The sequence below is a fragment of the Shewanella sp. S1-58-MNA-CIBAN-0166 genome (assembly GCF_040310085.1).
Lineage (GTDB): Bacteria > Pseudomonadota > Gammaproteobacteria > Enterobacterales > Shewanellaceae > Shewanella.
Genome location: NZ_JBEOPN010000001.1, coordinates 39,154 through 56,045 on the forward strand (window position 1 = coordinate 39,154; position 16,892 = coordinate 56,045).

The 16,892-nt window shown below is 41.9% G+C and carries 17 protein-coding genes; 8 read left to right on the top strand and 9 right to left on the bottom strand.

The genetic code is table 11. From position 1 onward, the window contains the following. The first annotated feature begins 448 nt into the window (after nucleotides 1-448). Entirely contained in the window at nucleotides 449-1,078 is a 630-nt protein-coding gene (locus tag AAEY99_RS00155) for an acetate uptake transporter (protein ID WP_351008707.1), read from the top strand. Between the two features lie 67 nt (nucleotides 1,079-1,145). On the opposite strand, the gene AAEY99_RS00160 is transcribed toward AAEY99_RS00155, so the two are convergent. Next, a complete protein-coding gene (locus tag AAEY99_RS00160) occupies nucleotides 1,146-1,664 on the bottom strand; it encodes a hypothetical protein (RefSeq protein ID WP_101085040.1) in 519 nt (172 codons plus the stop codon). Nucleotides 1,665-1,668: 4 nt separating this feature from the next. Next, the gene (locus AAEY99_RS00165) at nucleotides 1,669-2,466 is read right to left on the bottom strand and encodes a winged helix-turn-helix domain-containing protein (RefSeq protein ID WP_351008422.1); all 798 of its coding nucleotides are present in this window, start codon (nucleotides 2,464-2,466) and stop codon (nucleotides 1,669-1,671) included. Nucleotides 2,467-2,921: 455 nt separating this feature from the next. On the opposite strand from AAEY99_RS00165, the gene AAEY99_RS00170 reads away from it, so the two are divergent. Both AAEY99_RS00170 and AAEY99_RS00175 read left to right on the top strand, forming a co-directional pair. Continuing rightward, nucleotides 2,922-3,743, top strand: a complete 822-nt coding sequence (locus tag AAEY99_RS00170; protein ID WP_162023987.1) for a cytochrome c3 family protein — start codon at nucleotides 2,922-2,924, stop codon at nucleotides 3,741-3,743. A 10-nt stretch (nucleotides 3,744-3,753) separates the two neighbouring features. Beyond that, nucleotides 3,754-4,323, top strand: coding sequence for a hypothetical protein (locus AAEY99_RS00175; protein WP_192114106.1), 570 nt, complete (start codon nucleotides 3,754-3,756; stop codon nucleotides 4,321-4,323). Nucleotides 4,324-4,572: 249 nt separating this feature from the next. On the opposite strand, the gene AAEY99_RS00180 is transcribed toward AAEY99_RS00175, so the two are convergent. Beyond that, the gene (locus tag AAEY99_RS00180) at nucleotides 4,573-6,666 is read right to left on the bottom strand and encodes a prolyl oligopeptidase family serine peptidase (protein ID WP_351008425.1); all 2,094 of its coding nucleotides are present in this window, start codon (nucleotides 6,664-6,666) and stop codon (nucleotides 4,573-4,575) included. Between the two features lie 226 nt (nucleotides 6,667-6,892). Here AAEY99_RS00180 and AAEY99_RS00185 point away from each other — a divergent pair, with 226 nt between their 5' ends. Then, entirely contained in the window at nucleotides 6,893-7,171 is a 279-nt protein-coding gene (locus tag AAEY99_RS00185) for a peptidylprolyl isomerase (protein WP_011639051.1), read from the top strand. A gap of 188 nt (nucleotides 7,172-7,359) precedes the next feature. Here the strand turns inward: AAEY99_RS00185 and AAEY99_RS00190 are convergent, their stop codons facing one another. Beyond that, the gene (locus tag AAEY99_RS00190) at nucleotides 7,360-8,091 is read right to left on the bottom strand and encodes an arginine N-succinyltransferase (protein WP_351008427.1); all 732 of its coding nucleotides are present in this window, start codon (nucleotides 8,089-8,091) and stop codon (nucleotides 7,360-7,362) included. A 256-nt stretch (nucleotides 8,092-8,347) separates the two neighbouring features. Between AAEY99_RS00190 and AAEY99_RS00195 the strand changes: the two genes are divergently transcribed. Next, complete coding sequence (locus AAEY99_RS00195; protein WP_351008430.1) at nucleotides 8,348-10,174, top strand: S8 family serine peptidase; 1,827 nt, start codon at nucleotides 8,348-8,350, stop codon at nucleotides 10,172-10,174. 376 nt (nucleotides 10,175-10,550) lie between these two features. Here AAEY99_RS00195 and AAEY99_RS00200 read toward each other — a convergent pair whose 3' ends face one another. Continuing rightward, entirely contained in the window at nucleotides 10,551-11,282 is a 732-nt protein-coding gene (locus AAEY99_RS00200) for a hypothetical protein (protein WP_351008432.1), read from the bottom strand. A 436-nt stretch (nucleotides 11,283-11,718) separates the two neighbouring features. Here AAEY99_RS00200 and AAEY99_RS00205 point away from each other — a divergent pair, with 436 nt between their 5' ends. After that, the gene (locus AAEY99_RS00205; RefSeq protein WP_101085033.1) at nucleotides 11,719-11,970 is read left to right on the top strand and encodes a DUF2999 family protein; all 252 of its coding nucleotides are present in this window, start codon (nucleotides 11,719-11,721) and stop codon (nucleotides 11,968-11,970) included. Nucleotides 11,971-12,053: 83 nt separating this feature from the next. Here AAEY99_RS00205 and AAEY99_RS00210 read toward each other — a convergent pair whose 3' ends face one another. Next, complete coding sequence (locus tag AAEY99_RS00210) at nucleotides 12,054-12,545, bottom strand: MarR family winged helix-turn-helix transcriptional regulator (protein WP_351008434.1); 492 nt, start codon at nucleotides 12,543-12,545, stop codon at nucleotides 12,054-12,056. A gap of 146 nt (nucleotides 12,546-12,691) precedes the next feature. On the opposite strand from AAEY99_RS00210, the gene AAEY99_RS00215 reads away from it, so the two are divergent. Further along, nucleotides 12,692-13,585: a DMT family transporter gene (locus tag AAEY99_RS00215; RefSeq protein ID WP_351008437.1), complete on the top strand. Its 894-nt coding sequence runs from the start codon at nucleotides 12,692-12,694 to the stop codon at nucleotides 13,583-13,585. Between the two features lie 32 nt (nucleotides 13,586-13,617). Here the strand turns inward: AAEY99_RS00215 and AAEY99_RS00220 are convergent, their stop codons facing one another. Both AAEY99_RS00220 and AAEY99_RS00225 read right to left on the bottom strand, forming a co-directional pair. After that, a complete protein-coding gene (locus tag AAEY99_RS00220; RefSeq protein WP_351008439.1) occupies nucleotides 13,618-14,130 on the bottom strand; it encodes a hypothetical protein in 513 nt (170 codons plus the stop codon). A gap of 162 nt (nucleotides 14,131-14,292) precedes the next feature. After that, nucleotides 14,293-14,679 (bottom strand): carboxymuconolactone decarboxylase family protein, encoded by a 387-nt coding sequence (locus AAEY99_RS00225; RefSeq protein ID WP_101085029.1) that lies wholly within the window; start codon nucleotides 14,677-14,679, stop codon nucleotides 14,293-14,295. Between the two features lie 310 nt (nucleotides 14,680-14,989). On the opposite strand from AAEY99_RS00225, the gene AAEY99_RS00230 reads away from it, so the two are divergent. Beyond that, the gene (locus AAEY99_RS00230) at nucleotides 14,990-15,604 is read left to right on the top strand and encodes an excalibur calcium-binding domain-containing protein (protein ID WP_351008442.1); all 615 of its coding nucleotides are present in this window, start codon (nucleotides 14,990-14,992) and stop codon (nucleotides 15,602-15,604) included. Between the two features lie 159 nt (nucleotides 15,605-15,763). On the opposite strand, the gene AAEY99_RS00235 is transcribed toward AAEY99_RS00230, so the two are convergent. Continuing rightward, the gene (locus tag AAEY99_RS00235; protein WP_351008444.1) at nucleotides 15,764-16,765 is read right to left on the bottom strand and encodes an AraC family transcriptional regulator; all 1,002 of its coding nucleotides are present in this window, start codon (nucleotides 16,763-16,765) and stop codon (nucleotides 15,764-15,766) included. Nucleotides 16,766-16,892 lie beyond the last annotated feature (127 nt).

A 16,892-nucleotide genomic window follows, 5' to 3' on the forward strand; every position in this document is an offset into this window, starting at 1 on the left:
ATAGAGATGATTTTTGCTGTAAATGTTATTTTTGCAAGCCACAACAAACTTAGTGAATTTGTATCGCTTACATCACAGAATACTCCGCATCAGTCACCACTTAACCGCCCTAGTGAATAGCAGAACAATGCTATTTTTGATACCTGTCGCACTAACCGCAACAACTTGCACAATATCACCTCACTCGCATGTGCTTTCAGTATCTGTTTGAATTTAAATAACTTATTGGAAAAATTAAGTTTAGTTTTACACTGTTAAATACAAAATATAAATTAAGTCATTGTTTTTAATAATGAATAACTTGCTTTACGATTAGCTATTCATCCCTATTGCTGCTTATTGCTACCCGTAGACGCTTTCTCTAAAATGCGCGCCTTGCCCAATCGGGGTGTAAATTAATCTTTAGCGACGTTATATCGGCGTTAAAACTTTCCATTAAGGGAACATGATGTCTACAAAATTAGCGAATCCTGCGCCATTAGGATTAATGGGCTTTGGCATGACAACCATACTGCTCAATATTCATAATGCTGGCTATTTTCCAATTGATTCGATGATCCTCGCAATGGGGATTTTCTACGGTGGCATTGGCCAAGTGATTGTCGGTATGATGTGCTTTATGCGTGGCGACACCTTCGGCACCACCGCGTTTACTTCATACGGCTTATTTTGGTTAACCTTAGTGGGTATTATTTTAATGCCAAATATGGGCATAGCCGCCAGTCCAGCACACTTTATGGGTTGGTATTTAACGCTGTGGGGCACCTTTACTGCCTTTATGTTTGTGGGATCGTTACGTTACCCTCGGGCAAAACAAGTAATATTTGGTTCATTAACCATCCTGTTTTTCTTATTGGCCGCACGCGACTTTACCGATAATGCACTGCTTGGCACTATTGCAGGATTTGAAGGTATTTTTTGCGGAGCAAGCGCTATTTACTTTGCCATGGCCCAAGTGCTTAACGCTGAATATGGTCGCACTATTTTACCTGTTGGGGAGTTAACTCAGACTAAAGCTCAGGTTCAGCCCCAAGCAACTGAAGCGGAAAAAGTAACCTTACACTCGGTTAAAGCATAAATAACCCGAGCTCGGGTTAAATACTTAACAGGTCGATGCATTGCATCGACCTTTTTGTTTGCATAAATTAATGCACCAAACGACAGCCACACACGGTATTACTCGGCTGAAATAAAACCACTGCATAATCTTTTGTTTCATCGCGCTCCAATACCTGAAGACTTAATGAGTGCATACCATTCTTGTTTAAATTTATTCCGCTAACATACGACAAATATTCATAATGTGCCGGTATATCGAGACTGCCCCCGCCTAAATACTCTTGTTTAGTGGTCACTGAAATATCGTACATTTGCCTTTGAGCATCAATTCTATTCACTCTACCCGTCATCGCTAATGTGCCAGCTGAATTGCCCTCTAAGTCATAATAGCGGTAATTAATTTGGGCTAAACCATCTTTAGAAACGAGATCGACCAATAAATAATGATCGCTATCTGCAGCGCCAACTTCATGATTAAACAGTTCTGAACTGCAGCTCAGCATAAAACTCGGAGTCTTGGATGTTAACGAGTAAATGCCGCCAATACTGGCCAGCAAACACAATAGAATGACAATATTGATTACCCATAATCCTTTTCTTGCCATTGTACTAATGCCCCTGAGATCGATGAGATGAAGCGAGTCGAACAGGTAATGAGTCGCAAATGTTCACTTGTTCAAGCCATGCTGAATTGATAAATCGCTTAGGTTGGCGTAAGTCGCTAATTTTTAAATTACGAATAATAGACTGGCCCAAATAATCACCTCTGAGGGTAATGTTCAGTACTTGCTTGTCATGAGATAACGATAAAAAAGCTTTATTCCATACCATTTCAGCACAACCTAATAAACTTTGTGTGAGCAGTTGTCCTTGACCAATCAGTAACTCATTATTGGTGTTTGAAGGTGAATACAGAATCACATCGACTTGCTGGCCCGAATCTAAAGTCACTGTTTCAATGCTAAGCGGCATGGTTGGATTGATAGAATGGCCAAATTGATTAAACCACCATAGGCTTACCAGCGACACGCTAACAACTGCAATGACCACCAGCAAAGCTTGTAATGGCCGAATGACTACGCGGGCTAATTTATTGTCGGTTTCTTTACGGGCACGATGATGCCTCAGCAAATAGCCTTGGCCTTTTACTGTTTCGATAAGCGTTTCATATTGTGGTCCAAGAAAAGAGCGTAAGGTAAAAATAGCCCTTGCGACTGACGCTGAACTCAAATGTGAATCGTCTTCATGACCCGACTCTAATAATGGTTTAGCAACAACTTTCCCTTGATACTCGACCAATAATGTCAGCACATGTAACTCGGCTCTGGGAAGATGCCACACCACTCCGGTTTCCTGGTTAATTAACTCCCCTTTGTCGACACTGAACCTGCAATGTCCCAATTGCATGTAGACCGCCTCAATAATTGACCTAACTTCGACATACTGAAGTGTATGCATAAAATCTTATGAAATCTGTGATCCTTATACCTAAGCGCTTTATTCCTTAGTAAAAGTAAGTCTTTAAATGTGCAAACTGATAAATTTGCGAGCGACATCACGTCATTTCATGATTTTAAAAACACACTAAACGGCTGCAAAAATGCATAAATGTGCAAAATAGTGAGACTCACATCACAAAAGCCTATGACGTTAAGCACATTCAGCTTCAATAAATCGATGCCACAATCACTAAAAAACCTCATTTCAAGCCGCTATTTTTATCTGTCTTGAATCACATCTTTAATTGCTCCATTGCTTATTGTTACCACATCAAGTTGCTAACCCATTTTTACTAGCAACTCAAAACCCCCAACACTAGAGATTGGGAATAATAAAATAACGATGAGTAAAGGGTGATTATTATGAGCATAAACAGACGTCAAGCATTGACACAAATTATTGGTTTAAGCACTGCAGCAGCTGGGGCAACGTTATTAGGCACATCTGCATTTGCTGCCACAGACGCAGATGGCAACTACCGTTTAGAACTTGGTGAAAAACTTAAATATGCGCCACTTGATGCGATGCAAACAGCAAAACTTGCCTATGAAACGGGTGGCGGTTGTATGCACCAAGTATTTCACGCCATTGTGACTATGCTAGCGGCATCTGGCAGCGTAGACGCCAGTAAGTTTGCCACTATCCCTACCGCATTAGCAGGTTATGGTTGGGCAGGCGTAGTTGGCCAGGGAACATTATGTGGCAACCTTAATGCTGCCGGTATGTTGATTAATTTCCTTGACGATATTAATGGTCAAAACAGCGCCATTATTGGTGCATCGTTCCGTTACTACGAAACCAACGATTTACCGTTATCATCTGCTGAGTTCATTGCGGGGATTGGTTCTACAGCCGATAAATCACTCGAAGTAGGTAAAACCTCTATTGCCAACAGCCCACTGTGCCATTCATCTATTAGTAATTGGTCTGCGGCATCTGGAAAGCCTTTTGCATTAAAAGGTGAACGTTGCAAACGCCTCTCTGCCAGCATGGCTTTTTATATTGTTGATTTACTCAATCGTGCCTATGGCGGTGAAGATATTTCAGTATTAGCAGAAGCAAAACCGTCTGTAGAAGCGCAAGCATGTCAGTCTTGTCATGGCGTTACCGAAACTATGGGCTCTGCAGCCAGCGTGAAAACAGATATGGAATGTACCACTTGTCACACAGGGCATTACAATTAAGGAGCGCATCATGAAGGTTAAATATCTTAGCGCCATATTAGCGAGTTCATTGTTAATCTTTGGCTGTAATAGCGACAATGATGACGAAGTTGTCACTGAGCCACCGGTGGTAGTTATTCCCCCTGTTGTTGTGCCACCAGTAGTCGTTGTACCGCCTGTTATTGATGGCGTGAGTATTGATGATGCCAGCACTGTGGTGGTTAAACTCGACACATTTGACTCGACCACTGGCGCACTATCATTCACCGTTGCCAATAGCGAAGGTGAAGCGCTGACTAACGTAGCCGATTACGATATTGTGTATTTTGGTTTTCCTGACCCAGCCTCACCGTCCATAAAGCCTAAGGCTTGGAAACGTTGGCATGTCACTCAAAACTATCAATGTGATAGTACAGCCACCGACAGCTGTACAGGCACATTAGAAGCGACAGATACTGCGGGAAAATATACTTTTAATGTGAGCGATCTCGACTTACAAAGTAAAGCATCGGCAAATGCTGAAATGATTTATAAGGTTGCGGTCCAAATTAAGGGCGCGCTTGCCAGTAATGAAATTGAGTTGATTGACCCTAGCAATTAATCATCATTCAGCCTCCCCCCGGCTAATGGCGAGAGAAGACCACTTGTGCTCATTAGCTTCAGGCTATTTGTCGCAGTATTACACTGCGGCTCTTTTTATCATTTTCGCAGCACGGCTTGAATATACAAAACTGGGTATGCACCGCTTAGATAAACAGTTTAACGCTGTACAGCTGTGAATATTGAAAACAAAAAAAGGGTTTCAGCAGCGCTGAAACCCTTTTTTATTCAACACTGGCTACTGATAAATTTAACGAAGCTGCTGCATTAAGTATGCGTAAACCATTGAACTTAACTCGGCGGCCTGGGTATTGTCTGCCGCGCCAGCATGGCCACCTTCAATGTTCTCAAAATACAACACATCTATGCCCATGTCTTCCATTTTCGCCACCATTTTACGCGCATGCGCTGGGTGTACACGGTCATCACGAGTTGACGTGGTAAAGAACACTTTAGGGTATTTAACCCCTTGTTTTAAATTGTGATATGGCGAATAGGTTTTAATGTAATCCCACTCTTCTGCGATATCAGGATTACCGTATTCGCCCATCCAACTGGCACCAGCCAATAACTTGTTATAGCGCTTCATATCCAACAATGGCACCTGGCACACTACAGCGTTATACAGTTCAGGACGACGAGTAAATGCTGCGCCCATTAACAAACCACCGTTACTACCACCTTGAATACCAAGATGCTTGCTTGACGTAATTTTGCGCGCAATTAAGTCTTCGGCAATGGCTTCAAAGTCTTCATACGCTTTATGACGATGTTGCTTTAACGCTGCTTGATGCCAAGCTGGGCCGTACTCTCCACCACCGCGAATGTTAGCCAGTACATAAACACCGCCCTGCTCTAACCAGTTTTTACCAATAGTGGCCGAATAGGCTGGTAAGCGCGATACTTCAAAACCGCCATAACCATAAAGTAATGTAGGGTTACTACTATCGAGTTTAATGTCTTTAGCCATCACCACAAAATAAGGCACTTTTGTGCCGTCTTTTGACGTCACAAAGTACTGTTTTGTGACAAACTTATCGGCGCTAAATTGTTGCGGCATAGCTTTAATTTTATCGGCTTTTAAGCTTGCACCATTTAAGCGATATAAACTGGCTGGTTCTAAAAAGCTGGTGTAATTAACAAAAAAATCATCACTATCACGTTCAACATCAAACACACTTAAGGTGCCATTGGCTTCAAATGGCACAGGTTTGCTTTGCCACTCACCTTTATCGTTTTGCATGTATCGTACAAGCTTGCTTTTTACATCATCTAGCCAAGTGACAAAAATGGCATTCTGGCTAAATGCGACTTGTGAAATTGAAGCATGCTTCGTTGGCGATACCAGTTCACTAAACTCCGGTTTTTGCGCAATGAGTTTATCAACAGGTGTATAAACAATGGCGCCTTGTTTGAAAGACCCTTTGGGGGTGACTAAATCGCTTTTTAACTCTATATATAGCTGACCTTTAAAGTAACCTTTTAAATCGGCATCTTCAGGAATAGGCAGCGACACTAACTTACTATCTTGATAAACATAATGTTTAGCGGTGTAAAAGGTTAAACTTTCGGTGACGATATTCAGCGGTGTTTTATCATCAAACATCACATAACCCGACACGGCAACGGAGGCTTTATCGCCTCTAAACACTAATTTGGCTGCAGACAACGGTGTGCCACGTTTCCACAATTTAACCACGCTTGGATAGCCTGAATCCGTCATGCTTTGTGCATCACCAAAATCAGTTCCGACAAACACGGTATCTTTATCAATCCAGCTTAACCTTGACTTAGCTTCAGCCAATACGAATGGCTTTTGGGTGCTGTCAACAAACGCTTTTGCGGTTAAATTAAATTCACGCACCTCAGCGGCATCTGCCCCCCCACGTGACAACGACACAAAGCAGCGCTCGTTTTGTGGGTATTGACATTCAATGCCTTTAAACACCCAATTAACCCCCTCGGCTTTACCAAGGGCATCGATATCAAGCACGGTTTCCCAGTTGGGTTCAGCCTTAGCATATTCCGCTAGTGTGGTACGACGATAAATCCCACGCTCGTGGGTTTCGTCTTTCCAAAAATTATACAAATAATAGCCAATACGAGTGGCATAAGGAATACGGGCTTTATCGTTTAAAATCTCTAGGCTGTTTGACACCAAGTTATCAAAACCTGAGTAAGCCTTAATGTGAGTTGCAGATACGGCATTTTGCTGCTTAACCCACTCCATAGGCTTGGCGCCTTCAACATCTTCTAACCAAATATATTTGTCTTCTTCTGCATTCACTGGTGTTGCCATTGTCATCGCACTCGCTATACATAGGGGTATGATTCGCTTAAGCATTAAAAATTTCCTTTTTGTTATTTGCTCGCGGCATTTTACTAGCATGCATCTACTTTATAGGATCCATGTAGATGTTCAATCGATAAGGAGAGCAAACTGTAACAGGCAAGCCCCATAACAGAGCAAATTATTGCTAGATTATCATGCCAATTTGGTCGACTAAGCAGGTATAATGTCGCGCTAAACATTGTTCTACCCATTCAAACAAATAAATACAGGCACCAACATGGCCAAAACCGCAGCAGCATTACATATATTAGTTAAACATCAGACTCAGGCTGAAGACATCATCAAGCAGCTTAATAATGGTGCTAAATTTGATGTATTAGCCAAAAAGCACTCTAGCTGTCCTTCGGCCAAAAGCGGCGGTAATTTGGGCGAGTTTAAAAAGGGGCAAATGGTGCCACCATTCGATAAAGTCTGTTTCAACGGCGAGCTCATTACGCCACACCTCGTCAAAACTAAATTTGGCTGGCATGTGGTGAAGGTACTTTATCGCACCTAGCAATCGTCGGTCTGAGGAATAGCGCGTCGACAATAGTCGCGCTTAGAATCAATCACACATAAGATGAATGAGTCCAGAGCAGTCTAGCGATAAGATAAGAGATTAACGGTTTTCATCCGTGATATTTCAAGGCGAAAGTGGGCTTGATATCAACGCCCACTTTTCAAAACACCAACGACTTACAATATTTACTTGCGCAGTTTGATCGACAACTCTCCATCACGAATTTGAATATCATCTACACCATCAGCAAAAGCATTCCAAAAGCCGCGATCGCCAAACTCACCGACCAAATTGACGTTTTTCATGTTTCCTAGCCACGCATTCGGAATAGGCACGCCCATTAAGCTCACGCCAACTAGCGCAACAACTGGACGACGATTAGCATCAAGATGAATATCAAGCCCAGTATTCACGCGTAAAATCTCCCCAGCCATAATCGGAAAGTCGTCTGGGATCGGGATCAGCATTTTGGCACTGGCTAAGTTATCAGAAAAATCAATCGCTACACGCCGAGCAAAATCAGGATTACGGCCAATCATCGAATTCACTTCTTTCTCACTAAATGTCACTTGCCGATCAGCGTCAAACTCACGATACGCTTCAGGGGTTAACTCATCACTATTTTCACTAGCACTAGCATTATTAGCTGCACGGGAATCACCACTTGATGCAGTAACCGTTGAGCGAGGTTCAACTTGCCAACCTAACTGAGTCAACTTTTGATCCAATTGTTGCTCTTCTTTAGCATTTAAGCTGACTGGGGTAAGCGGTGACGGAAAGATATAAGTGCGGATAATAAAAAATGTCAGCCCTGCTGTAACAAGCATTGTTGCTGCAATAATCAGTAACAGTTTGGCTCCAGAGGCTCCACGTTGCAGACTGAGTGGTGGTGATCCATTGATTGATAAAGCTCGCATGATATGCCCTTTGCTATTCTCTTATTGTGCATCATGGTAATGCCCTGCTCGACTAAACAGCAAATAAAAATCAGTTTTATGGTTAGATCTAAAATACACATGGTTAATAATTTGTTAATTAAGTGGGTTTTATGTTACAAAATAAATGTAGAAATAGTTTAACTGCTGAAGACTAAGATCCAGAGATGTGATCCAGAGATGTCTATAAAGCAGAGTTAACAACCACAAAATAATAACAAATAGGAATGCTTACTCTATGAAACTATCAACCATTTCAATGTCACTATTAGCTCTTGGACTTACAGCAACGGCCCAAGTACAAGCAAGCGACGACCGTTATGTCATTCAAGTTGACCCGCAAAAAAAAGGGATTGTAAAAGCTCTTGCCAAAAAATTAGGTGCACAAATTAATGTTGATGGTGAAGGTTTTATCGCCGCGACATTTACCGGCAAAGATTTAGATCAAGTTAGGGGATTACTCAATAACCCACACGTTAAGTTAGTTGAAGAAGATCAACGACGTCATTTAATGGGTTTTGCTGACGACATTGGTAATCCAATGGCAACCCAAATAACACCTTATGCAGTTTACCAATCACAAGCAAATCAGGTCACCTTTAACCCTAATGCAGGCATCAAGGTATGTGTAATCGACTCAGGTCTCGATCGCAGTAATGCTGATTTTGTGTGGAATAATATTACCGGTAACAACGACAGCGGTACGGGCAACTGGGACGAAAATGGTGGCCCACACGGTACACACGTAGCAGGAACCATTGGCGCTGCAGATAACGGTTTTGGCGTTATTGGCATGGCTCCTGGTGTTGATATGCACATCATCAAAGTCTTTAACGCCGACGGATGGGGTTACTCATCTGATTTAGCTCAAGCTGCAAATCTTTGTTCACAAGCGGGCGCCAATATCATTAGCATGAGTTTAGGTGGCGGCGGTTCAAACTCAACAGAATCAAATGCATTCCAAAGCTTCAGCGATGCAGGTGGACTCGTCATTGCCGCTGCAGGTAACGATGGCAATAATGTGCGTTCATACCCTGCAGGTTATTCGTCAGTGATGATGATTGGTGCCAATGATAGTAATAACGTTATTGCAGATTTTTCTCAGTTCCCGACATGTACATCGGGTAAAGGTCGCAGAGTCACAACTGATGAAACCATTTGTGTTGAAGTTTCTGCCGGCGGTGTAGATACCCTTTCAACCTATCCAGCAGGACAAGCTACTGCGTCAAATTTATCAGCAGACGGATTCGCTCTTTCCTCATCGGCAATGGAAAACGCCGGTTCAGTAGTGGGTAACACTTTTTATATGGGTACCGCTGAGTCAACTAACTCAGGTGCTAACGGCAATATATGTGTGATCGACCGTGGTGTAATTTCGTTTTACGATAAAGTCGCTAACTGTGAAGCATCTGGTGGTGTCGGTGCCATTATTATTAATAACGAACCAGGCATGTTATACGGGACATTAGGCGATACTAATGCCACAAGTATTCCTGCTGTTGGGGCTGCATTTGAAGACAGATCAGCCTTAGTGAATGCGGCAACTGCAAATATTGATATTGGTACATCGGACTTTGGCTTTATGAGTGGTACTTCAATGGCCACTCCTGCTGTGTCGGGAATTGCAGCTTTAGTATGGTCACAACATAACGAATGTACGGGCAGTGAAATCCGTGCAGCACTTAAAGCCACAGCGTTAGACGCCGGAGCATCAGGTAAAGATGACTACTTTGGTTATGGTATTGTGCAAGCTGCTGCTGCAGATGCTTATTTATCAAGTAATGGCTGTGCAGGCGGTGGGGTAACTCCGCCACCAACGGGCGGCGATATTACATTGTCACTTAATGGTTATAAATCGAAAGGCGTTAACCAAGTTGATTTAACCTTTGGCGGTGCAAGTTCAACCAATGTAGACATTTTCCGCAACAACAGCAAAGTAACCACTACGGCAAATGACGGTAGCTATACAGATAGCATTTCAGCAAAAGGCGGTGGAACATACACTTATCAAGTATGCGAATCATCTACAGCCACTTGTAGTGCAGAAAAAAGTGTCACGTTTTAATTAGCTAGAAACAATCGTTATTAATGAGGCTATAGCTTAAATAATCCGAACAAAAAATCATCTCAATTTGAGATGATTTTTTATTTTTAAACCACTAAATGTCACACCTCAATTGTGCTTTGCTGATCCTATAAAAGCCCCATTAACATCACGTTAATAGTCATAACCCTGCATAACATAACAAGTACCAAGCGGTAATACCAAGCCCTTATTGCAAGCATGTTAAATCGTAGAAACAACCTTAAAAACGCAGTGCAAAACCCAACATTTACCACAAAATAATCTAGCTTTTTTATATCCCTTTCTTGTCATTAGGCGTATTGAAATGCTAGTACAACATCGACAGCTGAATAATGAGCTTTATGCTGAGTAAAGGCTAACCAAACAACCAAGCTCCACCTTTAACCAACAGACAAACTCCTGCACCCATCATAAATAAATAGCCAAAAATAAAACCAACGGCCCCACTAGAAGGACCTGTCTCATCTAAGCGAATAATCATTCCACTGACATAAAACAAGATAAAAAAGTTTAGCATCATACTCAACATAAAATAGTCGCCCATGACGGGAAGCGCGCCACCGATAACACTACAAATGAGTAGCAAAAAGTCGCTAAATTTTTCTTTGGTTATATATTTTATCTCTAAGACTCGGACAAAAAATACCACCAGCATAATCGCTAAATAAAGCAGTGAAATTGATAATGCGGAGTACATTCCTTGTTGTATTGTTACCGCCGTAACCTCTGGTGTTACAGCGATGTCTGGACTTGAGTCTGTAAACAAACTTGCAATAAAATGACCTATGCCGAATATTATCAACCACGCAATACCGAATGAGATGAGATCATCTCGAACAATAGGATGACTTGCCTTATGATTAACCATTTTGGCCAATAGCAGACCGAATAACGTGACTGCAGCCAGTAAACTTAACGCATACCAATATTGGTCTAGATAGAAGAAAGCAAAGCTGGGGGGAATAACTAAAAAGGATTGATAAAACTCGTTTTTTTTCGTTGTCAGACCGGTATCTTTATAAAATGCCAAATACACAATTAACGGTTGAGAAATAACAACGGTAATACAAAGGGTAACAATATCCATATAAAACATCCGTGTAGTTAAACAAAACATACAGCACCATGCCATACCGGGCTTAGTATAAACGCCAATATTGTAAACTCAATCAATAATTCATCGCCGTTAATATAGGCATGATGAACTATCACTATAATCCCTCAACTCAACACCAAGCAGGCATGAATAAGCCTATGAATTATTACAGATCTTTATTCATGTAGTTATTTCAAGTAGTTGATATTTTGTAGAGTAATAAGACAGAGCAATTAAGATAGAGTCATGAAGCATAGAGACGAGACTGAATCACTAGACTGACGTTAATCGTGGCGGCTGCTCAGAGGCCTTAAACATTACATCAATCATATCGACAGTTATCATGAATAGATAATGAGGCTTGCACCAGTATTGTGAAAACGTGATAAAATCACAACTTAGTCCATTAACATTACAAGGTATAGCAATGAACCCGATTCTTGCCATCTTCAAAGAACACAATATCAGTGACGTACAAATTAATGAGTTGTTCCAGACGTTAACTGAAAACCCATTCGCAGCAATGGCAACTATTGGTCAATTAGGTATTCCTGCAGAAAAGCTACAACAGTTGATGGGCATGGTGATGCAAAACCCAGCCTTAATCAAAGAAGCAGTTGAAGAGTTAGGACTAGATTTTTCTAAAGTTGAAGCAGCAAAAGCGCAGCTACAACCATAAGTACTAAGCCATTAAAAATGCACAAACAACAACGGCCAGTATCTTAAGATGCTGGCCGTTTTTGATTTATCCGATCACGACTGCTATTGATTACCTTCAAAGCCTGCTAACCAGGTTTTGAATAATTGGTTAAGCTCGGGCTGTTCAATGTCAGAAAGATTTGCCACCAGTTGGTGTTGAACCTTTACATGCTCCTCAATCGCTTCATCTATTGTGGCAAGACCTTTGTTAGTCAAAGCTACCGATACACTGCGCCTGTCTTCAGTGCTGTGTACACGGGCAATTAAGTCTTTAGATTCAAGCTTATCTAAGCGATTTGTCATCGCGCCAGAGGTTAACATCATCGACGATAATAATTTCGAAGGGGTTAAGGTGTAAGGTTTACCATTACGTCTTAATGTCGCCAGCACATCAAACTCACCCATGGTCAGGTCAAACTGCTTATGACAAGTTGATATTTCAGCCTCAATATGTTTTTGCAAACGCAAAAAACGCCCAAGAATCGCCATTGGCTCGGTATCTAAATGCGGCTTTTGTTCGCCCCATTGCGCTACGACTCTATCAATATCCTCCATACCTCACCCTTATCATTTTGCACTCAAAACATAACTTAAAAACTTAACATAAAGATACTTCATAAAAAGGTACTTTACAAAAATAACTTATCAGTCCAGAATTAGCATTTATCTTTACATAAAGATATTTAATACAAAGGTAGTTTATGAATATTTTACTGGCCATGATCCCTGCATTTTTTTGGGGTACCACTTATGCGATGACCCAGCTTACTTTGCCAGACTGGCCACCATTATTACTCGGTGCCCTTCGTGCGCTGCCTGCAGGACTGATTCTACTGGCGATTAAACCGAGCCTACCGCACAAAGCCGACTGGTCTATTTTAATTAAACTCGGTGCTATTAACATTGCGGTGTTTTTCAGTTTGATTTTTATCATGGCACTGACGCTGCCATCGGCTATTTCTGGTATCGGGATGATTTCAGTGCCGGTTTTTGCGATGTTATTTCATTGGGTAGTCAGTAAAAAACGTCCTAATTTGCTACAAGCACTTTCTGGCGCGGTGTTAATTGGCTTAGCTTGGATGCTGTTTGACCCAAGCTCCATTAGCTTAAACCCCATAGGATTAGTCGCAATGTTTGCCGCAATCAGCTGCATAATTATCGGCAGCACAATGACCAAAGCGTTAGGGTCGCGCATTCATTGGTGGACGATACTCACCTGGCAATTGATTATCGGCGGTACATTGCTATTCGTTGTCGCTGGTATTCAAGCGCTATTTTCACCACAACAATATCTCAATGTGGTCAGCCAATTTAGCCTGACAAATGGCTTCGGTATAAGCTGGATAATATTGCTCAACACCGTACTCGGTTACAGTATGTATGTGTGGTTACTGCAACGTATGTCTGTGGTCGACTTCACATTTGGCGGCATTGCCAATCCGATAGCGGGCATCGTCTGTGGCCTAGTATTAATAGGCGAATCATACACTCCACACCAATATTTATTAATGAGTGGGATGATTTTAGCCTCTATCGCGCCAACATTAATTCAGCTACTGCGCCCAAAAAAGCTCAGTACTACCGCGAGCGATTAACTGAGCCTATGGGCGAGTCATTGAGCTAATAACTAAAGCAGAGCTCTTAACTGATTGAGCGCATCGACAGAGAAGCCTTGGTCATAAAAGTAAATGACTTTACCTTGCGCATTGAGCAACACGACTCGAGTATTATTGGGATTTTCATTACCGGTAAAGGCTTGTACTTGGTCACCATCTTTATAGATGGTGACCACACCTTTCCATAATGGTTTAGGTATGCCTGCACGCATGCCATTATTAATCAGAGGACTGAACATTCTTGGAAACAACCCCTGTATGGTCGGCACTTCATATACCGCCACTTGAGTTTGGGTCATGTCTAAACCAATCAACCAGCGATCAATATCAAACTGTGAATCTTGCTTGTAACCAATCAACAACAGCGACATTTTACCTTGTAAATCGTCAGGTAAAGCCATCGACTCGTTTTCAAGTGTTTGACCTGTTACCGATGGAAAATCTTGCCCTGTAATAGACTGATTGGGATAACTGGTGCTACAAGCACTCAGCAGTAAAGCGGCAATAATCATTAAAAAACGCATCTGTAATCCTTGTTTATAAATATCCGATTCTTTTATACGCAGCCAAATGGCAAAAGGATTGCTTGTTGCCAAATTCAAATAATAATTCACAGCATTAAAAAGCTAATGTGATTACTGTACCCTCATTTTACCCAAAGCAAAATACCATAAGCATCTCATTAGCTAGCTATTCTCTAGCTGCCATTCCTCGATGGCTTCTTTAGCAGCCCGAAAAGCCTCAATACCAGACGGCATGCCGCAATAAACGGTTGAATGCAGCAATACTTCCTGAATTTCTTCAATAGAACATCCATTACGTAATGCCCCTCGAACATGGCCCTTTAATTCAGTTGGCGCCTTTAATGCTGCCAATGTTGCAATAGTGATTAGGCTGCGCGTTTGCTTAGAAATAACATCACGCACCCAGACTTCACCCCAACAATTTGCAGTGACTAACGCTTGCAATGGTTGAGTAAAATCAGTGACATTACTAAGCGCTTTATCGACATAAGCGTCCCCCATCACCTGGCGACGTACCTCAAGCCCTTTTTGGTATTGTTCATCATTCATCGGTGGCCCCTTCTATTTTCACTTTTGGTCAATTCATTAAAAATAATCCTGCCTATATACACGTTAAACTTAATCTTAAATAACACCACGCTTTTGTTGTAGCCAGTTGATAATTTGCCCAAGTAGATATCAATTCAGTTTTTACCTTAGCAGGTAAGCGTAGCGGATATATTTTATGACTCTATCTATAAACTCAATCAAATTACTGGCTAAAACACTGTAGTTATAGGTATTATGTTACTGATTTAAAAGCATGATTCTACATCATGATTTTTATTAACTTAATGACTATCAAGGATATGGTATCGCCATGGAAAGAGGCACGTTAGTTCGTTGGAACACCGAAAAAGGCTTTGGTTTTATCAAGCCAGATACCGGTGATAATCAAGATGTCTTTATTCACATCTCAACCCTAAAGCACATGGCCAGAAAGCCCATTGTTGGCGATGAGATACTATTTCATCGCGAGAACCAACCCGATGGCAAAGTCAAAGCCGTAAAAGCCAGTATTGAAGGCGTGGCTGTTATGTCTAACACAACCCGTCCAGCTTCTCACACTGGTCAACATCATCGAAACAACCCATCTCATCAAGACGAAAACTACCGTTCAAGCCCCGTGCTTGGCCGCGTAATCATGCTTATTATCCTGCTTGGGGTTGGTATTTTCGGTTATAAACAATATCAAAAAATGACCGCTACGCCAGTGCTGACCAATGAGAATGTTGAACAGATGGAGTGGACACCAACCGTATCAAAACCAAGCTCAATCAATCTACAACCACAGTTCAGATGCGAAGCCGGTAAAACACACTGCAGCCAAATGCGCTCATGTGCAGAAGCAACCTTTTACACCCGCAACTGTCCAGGAACTGAAATGGATGGTGATGGGGACGGAGTCCCATGTGAAAGGCAGTTCTGTAATTAAACATTAAGGAATAAGTCATAGAAAGCAGGTTCTGGCTAACAGCCGCTTGCTTGGGCACTAGAGTGCTAAATCCTAGACCCTAGGTATGGGTCTTTAGATTCTAGGCTTGAGATATAAGGTTCTGGCTAGTCTTTATCTATGTGTCACAGGTGACTATCGTTATTTTTTCGCCTGCTTTCGATACTGGCTTGGGGTCATATTTTTGCAGCGTTTAAAGCTGTGACTAAAATTAGCCCCATCACTAAAACCAAGGCGTTCGGCTATTTCATCAAGTTGCATCGGCGTTAATAATAACGCTTCGGCTATGCCAAAACGCACATCGTCACGCACCTGGCGCCAACTGGTTTGTTCTAGTGTGAGTTGACGATGTAAAGTGCGAGTCGTTCGAGCCAAATGCTGGGCGATATCTTCCATTGATGCTGCTAAGCCTAAGTGTACTAAGGTGTCTTTGACCAATTTAGCAACAGGTTTCCAGTTTTGCTTTTGTTGCAGTAGCTGGTTGCATTGCGCCTCACATAATCTGGCGGTGGCTTCATTGGCTTTTAATAATGGCAGATCTAATAGCGGTGCTAATCCAGTAAAACCGTTATAACTAGCATTAAACTCAATCTCAGCACCCAGTTTTTGCTTTATACCTTCGAGTGACAAGCCTGCGGGCTGAGGCGACGTAAACTGCAATTTTATCGGTAAGTCGTTACTTTCAAATACTTCTCGTTGGATCATCGCAGCGCCCAACATGTCTCTAACTAACACCAGCTCGCCTAACTCTCCAGGAATGTCACATGAGAACCTTAGAGATAAATCGTCTTTAAGCTCAGTTAATGTTATTTGTGAAAAAACATAGGTTAAATCTAGATAACGTAAGCCTAATTCAATCGCCTTTCTCGCAGTGCTGCTCGCCAATAGAGCATAACCCATGATGCCATAACTGGTCAGGTGATAACGGCAACCTAACTCCATTCCAACCTTGAATGGGCATGGAGTATTGAGCATGAGGTTATTTAACACCTGTAATTCTTGTTTTCCTTCAACCAGTTGCTCGTGGTCGGTTAATTGGCCCCCCGTCAAACCAGACCCTTGCAGCAGTTTATCTTGCTCAATGCCCAGCTCAATGCCATAGGAAACAATAATTTGCACACTGGTAATACTGCGAAATGTCATAACTGAGGGCTACCATGTCTTAAAATCACAAATATACGTCCCTTTAGCGCGTAGATCAATGAACAATAGTTTCCTATGCTGGATAGATAATACAATTTATTAACAACATTTGAATGAACCGTTATCC

Bases quoted from the DNA above. Each gene is read 5' to 3' on its own strand.
- AAEY99_RS00170 (WP_162023987.1), top strand. From the start codon at position 2,922: ATGAGCATAAACAGACGTCAAGCATTGACACAAATTATTGGTTTAAGC.
- AAEY99_RS00230 (WP_351008442.1), top strand. From the start codon at position 14,990: ATGGAAAGAGGCACGTTAGTTCGTTGGAACACCGAAAAAGGCTTTGGT.
- AAEY99_RS00195 (WP_351008430.1), top strand. From the start codon at position 8,348: ATGAAACTATCAACCATTTCAATGTCACTATTAGCTCTTGGACTTACA.
- AAEY99_RS00220 (WP_351008439.1), bottom strand. From the start codon at position 14,130: ATGCGTTTTTTAATGATTATTGCCGCTTTACTGCTGAGTGCTTGTAGC.
- AAEY99_RS00215 (WP_351008437.1), top strand. From the start codon at position 12,692: ATGAATATTTTACTGGCCATGATCCCTGCATTTTTTTGGGGTACCACT.
- AAEY99_RS00180 (WP_351008425.1), bottom strand. From the start codon at position 6,666: ATGCTTAAGCGAATCATACCCCTATGTATAGCGAGTGCGATGACAATG.
- AAEY99_RS00210 (WP_351008434.1), bottom strand. From the start codon at position 12,545: ATGGAGGATATTGATAGAGTCGTAGCGCAATGGGGCGAACAAAAGCCG.
- AAEY99_RS00185 (WP_011639051.1), top strand. From the start codon at position 6,893: ATGGCCAAAACCGCAGCAGCATTACATATATTAGTTAAACATCAGACT.
- AAEY99_RS00160 (WP_101085040.1), bottom strand. From the start codon at position 1,664: ATGGCAAGAAAAGGATTATGGGTAATCAATATTGTCATTCTATTGTGT.
- AAEY99_RS00205 (WP_101085033.1), top strand. From the start codon at position 11,719: ATGAACCCGATTCTTGCCATCTTCAAAGAACACAATATCAGTGACGTA.
- AAEY99_RS00235 (WP_351008444.1), bottom strand. From the start codon at position 16,765: ATGACATTTCGCAGTATTACCAGTGTGCAAATTATTGTTTCCTATGGC.
- AAEY99_RS00200 (WP_351008432.1), bottom strand. From the start codon at position 11,282: ATGGATATTGTTACCCTTTGTATTACCGTTGTTATTTCTCAACCGTTA.
- AAEY99_RS00175 (WP_192114106.1), top strand. From the start codon at position 3,754: ATGAAGGTTAAATATCTTAGCGCCATATTAGCGAGTTCATTGTTAATC.
- AAEY99_RS00155 (WP_351008707.1), top strand. From the start codon at position 449: ATGTCTACAAAATTAGCGAATCCTGCGCCATTAGGATTAATGGGCTTT.
- AAEY99_RS00165 (WP_351008422.1), bottom strand. From the start codon at position 2,466: ATGCAATTGGGACATTGCAGGTTCAGTGTCGACAAAGGGGAGTTAATT.
- AAEY99_RS00190 (WP_351008427.1), bottom strand. From the start codon at position 8,091: ATGCGAGCTTTATCAATCAATGGATCACCACCACTCAGTCTGCAACGT.
- AAEY99_RS00225 (WP_101085029.1), bottom strand. From the start codon at position 14,679: ATGAATGATGAACAATACCAAAAAGGGCTTGAGGTACGTCGCCAGGTG.